The organism is Sphingobacterium rhinopitheci (genome assembly GCF_022627575.1).
GTDB classification, from domain to species: domain Bacteria; phylum Bacteroidota; class Bacteroidia; order Sphingobacteriales; family Sphingobacteriaceae; genus Sphingobacterium; species Sphingobacterium rhinopitheci.
On the sequence record NZ_JADEYQ010000002.1, the window covers coordinates 42,923 to 57,328 of the forward strand.

Genomic DNA, 14,406 nt, shown 5'->3' on the forward strand with positions numbered 1-14,406 from the left:
TTGAAAAACTTATTTCTTCTCTGTTATTAAAACTATACTATCTTCTTTGTCTATCTCCTCCCAACTGACAATTACTTTCTGCGAATCTATCGAATCTACCTGAATCCCAATATAATCCGGCTGAATAGGGATTTGTCTGGAGAATCGACGATCTACCAGGACCAAAAGCTCAATTTTCTGGGAGCGCCCGAAAGCTTGAATAGCGTCCATTGCTGAACGTATTGTACGACCTGTCCATAAAACGTCATCAATAAAAATAACCGTTTTGCCTTCAACAATAAAATCAATCTGTGTACTATTGGCGAGTAAAGGTGTACTACCTTTCATTCTAAAATCATCTCGAAAGAATGTAATATCTAAAATACCTGTATCAACGTCTTTACCGATCATTTGTTTTAGTTCTTTGGCTATACGCTTCGCCAAATAGGTACCTCTCGGCTGAATACCGACAAAGGCTGCATTACTAAAATCACCATGATTTTCAATTAATTGTTGACACAATCGCTTGATTGTTATTTGAAACTTAGGACCGTCTAATAAAATAGATTGTTTCATTATTGGAATATTTAAACAAAAATAGACTTTTTTTTATAAAAAATAAATGATTTTAACCAAAAAAAGGCTCTTCAATTTTTCGAAGAGCCTTATTTCATTTATTTAATAATTATTATTCTGTTCTAAACTAGTATTAACTTCCGTTTCTAATCTTGGAATTGGCCACACATAATCTCTATCCTTATTAAAAATACGATTTTCAATAATACGCATTTCTGCCTTATTACGGACATTGGTATAATCCGGAGTACCATTAGCATCAATTTCTGGAGGATTAGACAACCATCCATTACGAATTCTACCCAATAATGGACCATTCATGACCTCGTGTGCAATACCCCAACGGCGAATATCAAACCATCTCAATCCCTCTCCTGACAATTCATATTTACGTTCTTTGCGTACTATTGATCGCATTTGATCAATGGACTTACCTTTGGTGATAATAGGCATATTCACGTTAGGCCTTTGACGAATTTCATTAATAGCATCATATACCGAGTCGTCAATTTCTCCCAATTCAACTTTAGCTTCTACATAATTCAATAGCACTTCGGCATATCTAATAAGAATAGTATTCAATTCAGATTTTGTTCTATCAGGACGATCCAATTCATCGGTATATTTGCGCCACAGGAACCCCGAAAAAGTACTATAAGCATTGGTCGCATCCGTATTATTCACACGAACAGCAGACCCTGATGAATAATCCCAAGTACGCAAACTATCGGGATGAGTTTCGAACACGGTCCCCCATAGTAAAGATTGTGGTAATACAATAGTTTGTGCCAATCGAGGATCTCTATTTTCAAAAGGCTTATTCACATTATATAAAGTTGATTTGTCTATGCTAAGACCATCAGTACATTCATATGAATCAATCAAAGATTGGACAGGGATTTTATTAGAAAAACCACCTAAATATCTTGATAAATATTGGGATGGAATACCCTGAATCTTATCTAAAGCTTTATTATATTGTGTCGCTAAAATAATCTCTTTAGAATTTTCACCACTATAGGTAAACAATTCGCCAAAATTTGGATTTAATTCATAATGATTTAAATCCATTAATGCTTTAGCAGCAGAGACAGATTTAGCCCATTTTTTGTTAAACAACGCTGCACGAGAAGCTAATGCTAATGCTGCACCCCTCGATATCCGCCCAGTATTCTCAGCACTTATGGTAATAGGTAATTTAGTGGTGATATCATCCAATTCGTTCAATATAAAGTCATTGACCTCTTCCTTGGTCGACTTTGGTACATTTGCCTCAGAAAGATTTAAGGTTCGAGTAATCAGCGGTACTCCACCAAATAACTCATTCAAATAGAAGTAATAATAAGCACGCAAAAAACGAACTTCACTAATTCTTGTATCTAGCTTTTCTGCTGGTACAACTAAAGCTAATTGATTAGCCTTGTCTAGAATAGCATTACATCGACTTATGCCTGCATAAAGGAGAGACCAATAATTTGAAGTGAATGTATTATTTACATCCGCCAGCCCACCGCCTAATTTTTGTAAGTCATTGGTATTTCTTTCCCAAGCTATATCAGAGGCATAATCTATTGCAAATGCAAAAGGAAGGGGAGCTACACTTGGATTGCTATATAACGTATTATAAGCACCTATTACAGCCATATCTAACTGATCTTCATTCGTTAGAAAGGTATCACTAGATGGGCTATCTGTAGGATAGCGATTCAAATAATCTTTGCTACATGAAGCACTTAATAATCCTAGGATAAGTGCACAGCTATATAAATTTCTTTTCATTGTCATTGTCATTGTCATTGTAAGTATTAAAATTTCACACTTAGGCCCATACTATAAACTTTCATTTGTGGATACCATCCTCCTGTACTAATAGGCCCTTCTGGATCAAATCCTTTCCAGAATTTAGTTGAAGTAAAAAGATTTTGACCTGTTACAAATACACGTAAATTATTAATGGTTGTACTTCCAATTTTTGTTAATGGAATAGTATAACCAAGTCCAATATTTTTCAATCGTAAATAAGCGGAATTCTTCATCCAAAATGTAGAATTCTGAATATTATTAGTACCATTAAATGCTAACCTTGGGAATGAAGCATCCTGATTATCTGCTGACCACCTATCTTTATGTTGCTCTTGAGCAGTTCCTCCTTGAAAAAAAGGAAAAATCCCTTGATTATACAAATAACCATCAGCCTTACCTACACCTTGTAAAAAGATCGAAAGATCAAAGCCCTTATATTCTAAGCCAATATTGGCACTATAGCTATATCGTGGTATAGGGCTACCAATTATTACTTCATCAGCACTGTTAATGACACCGTCTCCATTTTGATCTTTGTATTTGATATCACCCGGTGCCACTACACCAAATTGCTTCGCTGCAGAAGCTATTTCACTATCAGATTGAAAATACCCCAATGCTTCATAGCCATACAATGACCCAATAGGATTTCCTTCATGATTTACAGTTAAACCAGTTCTAAGAACACCTTTCATATCTAATATGTTATTTTTAACATCTGATAAATTGACAGCTATATTATACTTTAAATCGCCCAAAACATTGCGATAAGCGACCGCTATATCCCATCCCTTATTCTCCACAACACCTGCATTTTGGTAAGGATTACTTAACCCTAATGCTTTAGGGATATCCAATTGTAAAAGAATATCATCTGTTTTTCTATAGAAATAATCAGCTGTAATAGTTAGATTTCTCCATAAGTTAAGATCTATACCGATATCAGTAACTGTGGTAGTTTCCCATTTAATTTCGGAATTAGCCATTGTCGTTAATGCGGCTCCAGTATATAGATTATTGCCAAAATTATAGTTGGTCGACCCAAGTGAAATCGCCGAAGAAGAAGGGTAAGTTCCGATACTTTGATTTCCTAATCTACCCCAAGATGCACGGAATTTCATATCTGTAATTACATCACGTGTAGCTGCCATAAAGCTTTCTTCACTAATTCTCCATCCTGCACTAAAAGAAGGGAAAAATGCATATTTATTGCCAGTTGCAAATCGCGATGATCCATCATAACGTGCATTGGCTTCAAACAGATATTTCCCTTGATAATTATAATTAACGCGTCCAAAATAAGATTTCAATGCCCAAACAGAAGAAGAACCACCATTTTGTTGATTCTCGCTATTACCTGCATTTATCTCTTGAAACTCAGGCAGCAAAAATACTTCTCTATACGCATTCAAATATTTGTACGATTGATCTTCCTGCTGATATCCACCCATCAAAGTAATATGGTGGTTATCATTAATATTCTTGTCATACGTCAATATAAAACGTAAATTATTGTACCAAGTTTGATTAAATTGTTCATCCAATGAATTCCTTTGAGGCGTCAAATACGCCTTGGATCCATCGGCATAATAAGATTGAATTGTATTAGTAAATCTCTTATTGTGTGACGTTAAAAATTTAGGCGAATAAACCGCTTGAGCTGTAAAACCATCAAAAGGTTTATACTTAAGATCTAAATTGAACATCAAATCAATTGGGTTTTCGGCATTTATCCCACCATCCTTGGCCATCGCTAATGGGTTATTACCATTCCAGCCTTCACCATATTGACCTGAGGACAGCAATCCAGCTTGGTTAGCAGGAATACGCCTTATATAATGAAATATATTTGTTACACCAGAGGAAGGCTCTATCAATTCAGATTTAGCAAATGCGATATCTACAGCGGACGAAAATTTGTCCGAGATCTTCATATCGGTATTTAATCGAAAATTGTACCTTTTAAAATTAGTATTAGCAATAATTCCTTTTTGATCTACCAATCCTAAGGAGCTAAATACACGCACACGATCAGATCCTCCACTAACACTAACATGATGATTTTGCACAAAGCCATTGTCCTTCATTGTTAATTTAGTCCAATCCGTATTAGGGTAAAGATCAGGATTAGAATTCATCCCTACTTTATATTGATCAATGTAGGTATCCGTAAACACAGGAGATAAACCAACATTTGTATAGGCTTCATTAAGCAATAACATATGATCTAAACCATTAACCATTTGTGGTGCTTCAGTTGGTTTTTGTATCCCAAAATAATTATTATAGCTTAATGAAAAGCCACCTTCATTAGCTCGTTTTGTTGTAATCAATATAACCCCATTAGCAGCACGCGCGCCATAGATCGCAGCGGATGAAGCATCTTTCAAAACTGAAATATTAGCAATATCAGCCGCATTCACATTATTAATATTTCCTTCAATACCATCGATTAGCACTAATGGATTAGCGTCACCAATAGTTCCTATCCCACGAATACGCAATGTACCGACATCCCGTCCAGGTTGTCCAGAGCCCTGGGTCACTGTCAGCCCGGGTGCAGCGCCCTGCAATGCTGCAGATGTCTGCCCTACAGGATGTTTAGTAATATCATCTCCTTTTATAACAGAAACTGCACCTGTAAGATTTACTTTCTTTTGACTACCATAGCCCACGACTACTACTTCATCAAGATCCTGTAACTCATTATTTAGGATAATATCATAGCTATTTTTATTAGGTAAGACTTTTATTTCAGAAGATTTATAACCAACACTAGATATAACCAAGACACTACCCGTAGAAGCATTAATTCTAAAATGACCACTATCATCAGTTTTTACAGACAATACCCCATCTTTTACGGCAACTGTTGCTCTGTCTATAGGTTTACCATCTTTATCTATTACTTTACCAGTAATTACTGATTGTATTGCAACAGCAGAAAAATTATAACCAGTAGTTTCGGATCCTATGCTAGGATAATCTGAAGCAGAAGCATTCAGATATGAGGATGAAAATAGTAAGCACAATGCTAATGATGTCCTCCAAGAAGCATTATTAACATATTTACTACGATCATAAAATAGATTGTTAGTACTTGTAAACATTATTTATATAATTTTAAATTAGGTTCTAGTATGTTGGTCATTAATTCACAACTAACGGTATATTGTTTTTCCTTACAGGCTGACTGAAGTAAAAATGAAAGAATCACTTTAATTGTTAACGTTACCGAAAAAAGGTTGCCAACTTATGTTTTCAGTGTCAAAATTTTATTCTTCTTTAGGCTGTAGCGATTTATAATGGCCAAATATAAATTTTTATATTCTTTATTACAACAAAAAAAGGGAAGCACTTTAGAATGCTTCCCTTTATATATATCATACCCTAAAATCAACTATTGTTGAAAATAGTAACTATACGTGTTCAACAATTCATCAGCTACTTTTTGTACATCTTTATCTTTGTACTCATCAGCTAGCATTTTATACCGTTGCAAACCAATTAAAGCCATACGAACATTACGCTCATTACTAAGACTCGCTTGATCTTTGGCCGAGGAATAATACTTCATATACTGTTTAATGTATTCTAAGTTACGTAGAGACACTTCCCTAGCTTTGGCTGCTTCACCTGCTTTGTACATAGCATCTACTAAAATCACATAACTCATCGGCTCACTCATTTGCAAGGTACGCTTAGGCATATTGTCGTAAGCATTATTCACGACCTTACGCGCTTCTTCCTTTTTACCTTGTTGGAGTAAATTTTGAGCAGTTTCGCCAAATATACCACTTACATACAAACTGATATAACGATAAGAATCAGGATCTAAATATTTAGATTTGGATAAATTACCCCAAGTATACTTATTAATAATATTATTGTAAATACTATTAACATTCATCAACTGTTCTTCTTCATCAGCAATAAGAATAGATCTATCGATCGGCATTAATTTCAATGCAAAGCCTTCAGAAACTAAATACTTATCTAAACCAATATAATTTGTCTCCGGAGTAGTCGTAGTAAAATAAACTGGGCGCTTCCAATTATTATTTACCAATATGGCTAACAGAGACAATTCAGCTCTACTCACGTAATTCATAGAGTATGTCCATTTCATCGTATCGACAATGGCATTTTCCCATTCCTTAGGAACGACTTTATTGGCAATAACCGCATTTTTATCTACCGCTAATTGCATATTTTTAGTAGGCAATAGGTTTGTCCAGTCACCACTTTGCAACTGTGCCATATTATTTTTGTCATCAGACAACATAATAGTTAACAAGTCATCCGCATCGACATATCCTGGTATTTGAAAATCTTGATAATAGATTACATCACGTACACCATCTTTAAATTTCTCAGGATCAATATTGATAGGTAATGCATCAGCATCATTTACCTTGTCTGACATCTGGCGCATATACCAATCGGATGAAAGCAAGCTTAAGTTGACAACACGTACATCTTTACGGAAACCTTCTACCTCTTGCACATACCATAATGGGTATGTATCATTATCACCATAGCTAAATAGTATCGCATTAGGTTCACAAGATTCCAAGTAATTTTTAGCCATATCCCTAGCCAAGAATTTCTCTGAGCGATCGTGATCATCCCAGTTTTGAGCGGCCAATATCACAGGACCACCTAATACACCTGCCGCAATAGCAACCATACTCGCTGTTTTAGCTTTTATTTTTTTAGCTAAGAAATCAGCAATAGCTAGCACACCAATACCGACCCATATCGAGAAGGCATAAAATGACCCTGCATAGGCATAATCACGCTCTCGAGGTTGCTGAGGCGACTGATTTAAATATAATACAATTGCTAATCCGGTAAAGAAAAACAATAAGAATACCACGCCGGCATCCCGTTGATTTTTCCCAAAATGCCAGTAAGCACCTATCAGCCCCAAAGCTAGCGGTAAAAAGAAATAAACATTGCGTGCTGGATTGTCCAATTCACCGGCAGGCAAATCATATTGACCACCATACATAACATTGTCAATGGGCTTAATTCCAGATATCCAATTTCCTTCAAATGGAGACCCCTGCCCTTGAATATCATTTTGACGACCCGCAAAATTCCACATAAAATAACGACCATACATATGCCCAATTTGATAACCAAAGAAGAATTTCAAATTGTCCGCAAATGTTGGAGATTCATTTGGCCCTAAACCCAAATATTGTCTATAAAAATTAGGGTGATCCCCTTTATCACTATATATACGTGGAAATATAGTTTCTCGTTCATATACATAATCACTTTTTTTCTTAGCAACTACATATTTATCTTTATCCTTACGATAGACATTACCTTTATCAAATACATCTATAGGTTTGGCATCAAAGTATTTCCCTTTAAACAGTGGTTCATCACCATATTGCTCACGGTTCAAATAACTTAAAAAGGTGAACACATTATCAGGATCAGAGTTATTTAAGGTTGGATTAGCTTTTGCACGAATCAAAATCATCGCAAAAGAGCTGTATCCAAATATTATAAATCCTAAAGATATTAATGCAATATTAAGAATAGGTTTCACTTTTTTGATAGAATACCAGATTCCAAATACCAATCCACCTACGACTAGTAAAGCGAAGAATGTGACCCCAGTACCAAATCCTAAACCTAATGTATTTACAAAAAACAAATCTGTGAATGCAGCAAACTTAATTAAATATTGAATAACCCCCCACAGAATCAAAGCAAGAATAATAACACCTACTAACAACGATTGGATAACACCTTTGGTAGTTACGTCTTTTGCTCTTCTAAAATAAACAACCAATGCTATCGCTGGAATAACCAAAAGATTCAATAAGTGAACACCAATTGAAAGGCCCATCACATAAGCGATTAAGATCAACCAACGATCGCCCCCTTCTTCATCAGCACGTACTTCCCACTTCAATATCGCCCAAAAAACAATAGCCGTACAAAGTGAGGACATGGCATATACTTCAGATTCTACAGCCGAGAACCAAAAAGTATCTGTAAAAGCATAAGCTAAAGCACCGACAAGTCCAGCACCCATTACTTTCAATACATCATTTTCATTTAATGGCGCCGACAAATCAGCATTACCAATAAAAATCTTACGTCCTAAAGCAGTGATTGTCCAAAATAAAAATAAAATTGTCAATCCAGAACATACTGCAGAACCTATATTCATCCAATAAGCGATTCGTGTCGCATCGCCCAATGCTAAATTTGAGAATACATTTTGTACCATCAAGAATAAAGGAGCACCTGGCTGATGTACAATTTGCATCTTGTAAGCTGAAGCAATAAATTCACCACAATCCCACCAACTGGTAGTTTTTTCTGCGGTAACTACATACACCAATGTAGCAAGAATAGCACAAAACCACCCTAATAGATTATTAATCTTGTTATAATTCATCATACGATTTCTTTGAGTTCCCAATTCCCATATAGCTTTACAATAGGTAACATTAGGTCATTTTAAAACTTTGCTTCGAAAATAACGATTAGATCTATATAAATGAATAATTAAATAACATTTTAACATAGATTTTATACTTTTTGGCGTCAAGTAGAAGTTTCTATAGCAACCAATAAAAAAATATCCTCCTGAGAATCAGTAACGAAACAATTTAATGCAAAAAAATATTTGTGTATTTCAGAAAGCGCCGTATATTTGCATCATCAAATGTGAACGAAGTCATACTGACAACAACACAAATGATTCGCTTGTCCGATAGTATAAGGGTAGTACGACAGTTTTTGGTACTGTTTGTCTTGGTTCGAATCCAGGTCGGACAACAAAAAAAGAGAGTTACGAAAGTAGCTCTCTTTCTTTTTTTACAGTTATTTTGATAAAAAAATAATATCTTAATATTTGTATTTTAATCTTGATTTGCTATCTTTGCATCAGCAAAAAATCGCTTGTCCGATAGTATAAGGGTAGTACGACAGTTTTTGGTACTGTTTGTCTTGGTTCGAATCCAGGTCGGACAACATAAAAAGAGAGTTACGAAAGTAGCTCTCTTTCTTTTTTATAATATTTTTTTAAAAAATTAATTTCTATTTGCAATTTAGTCATCAATTATTATCTTTGCATCAGCAAAAAAATGCTTGTCCGATAGTATAAGGGTAGTACGACAGTTTTTGGTACTGTTTGTCTTGGTTCGAATCCAGGTCGGACAACATAAAAAAGAGAGTTACGAAAGTAGCTCTCTTTTTTTGTACTAGGCACACTTAATTGTAATATCCTAATCTTTATCTTTTTATTTCAATTTCTATTCTCTAAATTTGCCTTATCATTTAATGATTTGAAATTTACGTTAAGTAACGACAGAATCTAAAAATGAGCGCTCTGATTGAATAATCATTTATATATTACTTTTAAATATACAACAGCATGCCTTTGCAATTTAACACGGTTAAATTATTCGCTGGTTCTGGCACACAAGAACTTGCAGAAAAAATTTCCACGGCTTATGGAAAACCACTCGGAGAGAAAACCCTTTCCAGATTTAGTGACGGCGAAATCCAGCCATTCTACAACGAATCAGTACGTGGCAGTGACGTTTTTATAATCCAATCAACAAATCAACCTACCGACAATCTTTTCGAACTATTATTAATGATCGACGCAGCCAAAAGAGCTTCAGCACACTATATTACTGCTGTTGTTCCATATTTTGGTTTTGCAAGACAAGATCGTAAAGATAAGCCTCGTGTTGCGATTGGAGCAAAGATGATTGCAAACTTAATTACAGCCGCTGGTGCATCTCGTATTATGACGATGGACCTACACGCAGCTCAGATTCAAGGCTTCTTCGATATCCCTGTTGATCATTTAGATGGGTCGGTAATTTTCGTTCCTTACATCAAATCATTAAATCTTCCTAATTTGACTATTGCATCTCCAGATATGGGAGGTTCATACAGAGCGCGTACATTTGCTAAATTTTTCAATGCAGAGGTTATCATCTGTGACAAACGTCGTAAACGTGCAAATGAAATTGAATCGATGTCAATTATCGGTGATGTTACAGGCCAAGATGTTGTATTGATAGATGATATCTGTGACACAGCAGGAACATTATCAAAAGCAGCAGCGTTGATCATGGAAAATGGTGCTAATTCAGTGAGAGCGGTATGTACACATGCTGTATTATCAGGCAAAGCATACGAAACTATTGAAAACTCTATGTTGTCAGAAATGATTGTCACAGATACTATTCAATTAGATCCTGAGAAAGCTAAAAATAGTACTAAAATAAAAGTATTATCTACAGCAGATTTGTTTGGTAAAGCAATCAAAAGTGTCAACCAACACGCTTCCATTGCAGAATTATTTAGTGTAGATTAATTTCGTATATAATCACATATTAAAAGGGGCTGTCTTTTTGAGACAGCCCCTTTAATTTAATAGTTAGTGTGCTATTAATATTTTTTATAATTGACCACAGTAAAATCCTATTAGATCAATAATCTAAACAAACATAAGTATAATTTAGATTCTAATTATAAATCTTAAAAGTATAAATGTATTTGTAGTTTAAGTCCTACAAGTCAATGAAATATACTAAAAGCAGTTTAAAATAATTAAAGAAACTGCTTTTAGTATTTGTTAAAATCCTATTCTATACTAGATTTTTTTCACGCGGATATTTCTAAAGAACACTTCAGTACCATGTCCTAAAAATCCAATATGTCCGGTTTTATTTTTCAATCCAGGATGATCTTTTTTATCTAAAGTACCATTTTTTGATGCTTCCTTAATATCACCATCAACGATTACCTTACCATTCAATGTAATTTTAATTTTATCACCTTGGATTCGAATTTCTTCTTGATTCCATTCACCAAGAGGTTTTAATGCTCCTCTTTTAGCGGGTATAATACCATAAACAGAACCATGATATTGGTATGGAGCTAATTTTTTGTAAACATCAGCATCATCATCTAATATTTGAATTTCATAACCTTGGTAAGCGGCATCACCATCTAAAGGCGTACGAATACCAACTCCATTATTAGCACCTGGCGTTAATTTAAACTCAAAACGATATACAAAGTCACCATATTGTTCTTTGGTATATAAATTTTTACCATATTTAGCATCAGGATTAGAACGCAATGCCCCTTCTTCATTAATTTCATAAGCAGAGGTTGCTGTCCACTTATCTAAATTAGTGCCATCAAATAGCATTTCAAAGCCTTCTTTTTTCTCTTGCTCAGACAATGAATATATTTCTTTACGAGGAATCTCTTTTAAGTAAATATCTCTATACCATACTTGAGAACCGTGAGCTTGTAATTCAATTTGCTCCATAGGGAAGATGGACTGGTTACGATCCCAGAAATTCTCCAAAGGAACGTTATCAACTACTAAAACACCATTCAACCAAACAGATACTTTCTCCCCTACCATCTTGATCTTAAAATTGTTCCATTCACCAAGTGGATTATCTGCAACTGTAGATGGTTTGGATTGATGCTTTTGATTGTTGTATAAACCACCAGAACCTACTTCTGCACCCACATTAGTTCTAGAAATATCCCATATCTGAACCTGAGGAGTACCACGTAAATAAACTCCAGCATCTGGTTCTTTACCGTTTTTATCTAACTTCCAGTCTAACAACAATTCGAAATCACCATATTGTTTTACAGTCGCAATATTATCACCGTGACCATTAAAAACTAACTCACCATTAACAGCAGACCAAGTAGCATTCATCTTCTTATCAGCTTCGATTTGCTTAGCTTCCAATTCAGCGGCAGACATTTTAGCTCTCTTGATAGGATTTTCTACCAAACCCTTCCAACCTGTCAAATCCTTACCATTAAACAAAGAAACATAGCCTTCTTTTTTTGACATTTCAGCCAAATGACGCACTATAGCTTCTTTTAGGTAAGAGCTTTCGCTACCCGATAGATTATTTTGAGCAATATCCAACCAATTACGAACATCCGTACCGACAAACTCTTTATTGTCCATCGCGATATTCATTACTACATCCGTAGCGACAGCAGAAAGCTCAGCATCCTTCAAATACTTACTAGCAAAAACTAAAGCCATATATGTATTTGTAGCCTTCAGGCTTGCCAATGCAGATTTACGCTGTTCTGGAGTTTGCGCTAAAGCAAAAGCATCACGTAATAAAATTGTTTTTTGATCTCCAGGAATAGCACTTGCATTCAGTTGCTTAATAAAACCAGCAAATACCGTTTTAAATACTTGGGGATCTTTCTCAGTACGAAGTAATTTTGTCAATTCATCCAAAGAAGAAGTGTTAGACCATGCAGCTAATGCAGCGATAGCATCACCTTTCAAAGGATTAGTATTTCCTGTATAGTTAGTAACAGCTTGTAAAGCAGTCGGACTACCTTCACCTGCAAATATTGGGAAATATCTCGCCGATGACGGAGATAAAGAGCGAGAAATATTTGCTGCCAATTTAGCGACTTTAGCAGATTTATCGGTATTATTTTGCAATGCTACAGTTGCTGCTTGTTGCGCAAAAGCAATCTCACTAGCATCCGCTTTACCTAATATTTCAATTATTTTATCAAAATCCTGATCATTAACGACATTTGGTAATGCTGCAAATGCTGCTTTACGCACTGCCGGAGATCCATTTTCAATTAAAGCAAACACTTGATTTGCTGAATTAGCATTTGATCTTTTAGCTAATACATCTAAAAGCGCCAACTGCGTAATTTCATTTACATTAGGCATGGAAACATTAACCACTTCCATTACATTAGCTCCTTTTGAAGTAAGTAAAAGATTTTTTAGGGCTACTGATTCTTCCTTATTTGCTTCTCCCAATTGTGCAATTAAAAATTCGGTATTTGTACCACCACTTAATGCAGTCAACGTCTTGTAAGCAGCTATTTTTGCAGTACTATCCTTTATTTTCTTTAAATTCTTTTGCAATACAGGTACAGCATCTTTAGCATCATTTGCTGCTAAGAAAATTAATACGGACTCTTGTGCTTCAGGTGATAATTTTGTAATAGAAGAGGCTAATTTTTTTAAATCAGCAGTATTTGCTTCAGATGCCAATAACATTAAAGCCGTATTACGAAGTATAGGATTACTATCCGAAGACAATTTTAATAAATTTTTCTTCTGTGCACTTGGATTCATACGAGTTAACAATTCCAAAGCTGCGATTTTCGCTCCAATTCCTTTATCTACAGATGCTTCTTTATAGATTTGTGTTGCTAATTTATTAGCTAACACTTTATTATTATTTTTTAATAATGTATTTGCATAATCTATTGCTAATCCTGCAGCATTGGTTCTATCAAAAGCTAGATCTACGGCTTTAGCATGTTTATAAAATACATCATAAGATTGTGTACCACCTATTTTACTCAAAGCAGTTAAGCCTGTGTATACAAAATTCGGAGAGTTAGCATATGTATCTAACAAAGCAATAATTCTAGCTTCAGCTTCAGCAGATTTCAAAGCGCCTAACGCTGTGACAATAGCGGTAGCTACTTTTTCATTGACATCAGCAGCCAGCGTAGCATTTAATGCTTGTGCAGCTTCTGGCGTATGAATAGCCGACAATACACGTGCTGCTTTTTCTGTCAAGAAATCATCTTTCAAGTATGAAGCGACCTTATTAATAGATTCATTCTTAGCACAGAATTTTAATGTTTCAAGAACATATGCTCTATTGTTTTGATCTTTTACTTTATCAAGAGATGCTAATAAACCTTTTACATAAGTTTCACGCAATTGCTCTTTACCAGGCTGCATTACAAATAACGCGTAAGAGTTTGTAGCAAACTCACGAGGCGCATTATTCGAACCTTGAGGGCCTAATCCTTGTAATAGAATCGTAACATCTTCCGATGTAAATCCTTCTAATTCTTTCATCACCGCCATATATTTAGCGTAATCTTCAGCAGGCTGTTGGGCTAATACATCAGCGATTTTTGTATCAGAAGAGCGATGAATAGGCTGTTGTGCATAGGATGCCGTTTGCAACAACAATAATATTGATAGGGTATTAAAAATCTTTTTCATTT

Annotated in this window: 6 protein-coding genes; 1 reads left to right on the forward strand and 5 read right to left on the reverse strand. The window is 35.1% G+C overall.

Annotated elements, in window-relative coordinates; all coding sequences use genetic code 11:
• Positions 1-9 precede the first annotated feature (9 nt).
• From pyrR to IP023_RS03055, 4 genes are all read right to left on the reverse strand, one after another.
• Complete coding sequence (gene pyrR / locus IP023_RS03040) at positions 10-555, reverse strand: bifunctional pyr operon transcriptional regulator/uracil phosphoribosyltransferase PyrR (protein WP_241788777.1); 546 nt, start codon at positions 553-555, stop codon at positions 10-12.
• Between the two features lie 102 nt (positions 556-657).
• Positions 658-2,334: a RagB/SusD family nutrient uptake outer membrane protein gene (locus tag IP023_RS03045; RefSeq protein ID WP_241788778.1), complete on the reverse strand. Its 1,677-nt coding sequence runs from the start codon at positions 2,332-2,334 to the stop codon at positions 658-660.
• Positions 2,335-2,360: 26 nt separating this feature from the next.
• Positions 2,361-5,468 (reverse strand): SusC/RagA family TonB-linked outer membrane protein, encoded by a 3,108-nt coding sequence (locus tag IP023_RS03050; protein WP_241788779.1) that lies wholly within the window; start codon positions 5,466-5,468, stop codon positions 2,361-2,363.
• Between the two features lie 290 nt (positions 5,469-5,758).
• On the reverse strand, positions 5,759-8,788 hold the full coding sequence (locus IP023_RS03055; RefSeq protein ID WP_241788780.1) for a glycosyltransferase family 117 protein: 3,030 nt from the start codon (positions 8,786-8,788) through the stop codon (positions 5,759-5,761).
• A 978-nt stretch (positions 8,789-9,766) separates the two neighbouring features.
• On the opposite strand from IP023_RS03055, the gene IP023_RS03060 reads away from it, so the two are divergent.
• Positions 9,767-10,723, forward strand: a complete 957-nt coding sequence (locus tag IP023_RS03060) for a ribose-phosphate pyrophosphokinase (protein WP_241788781.1) — start codon at positions 9,767-9,769, stop codon at positions 10,721-10,723.
• A gap of 279 nt (positions 10,724-11,002) precedes the next feature.
• Here IP023_RS03060 and IP023_RS03065 read toward each other — a convergent pair whose 3' ends face one another.
• The gene (locus IP023_RS03065; protein ID WP_241788782.1) at positions 11,003-14,404 is read right to left on the reverse strand and encodes a DUF1080 domain-containing protein; all 3,402 of its coding nucleotides are present in this window, start codon (positions 14,402-14,404) and stop codon (positions 11,003-11,005) included.
• Positions 14,405-14,406 lie beyond the last annotated feature (2 nt).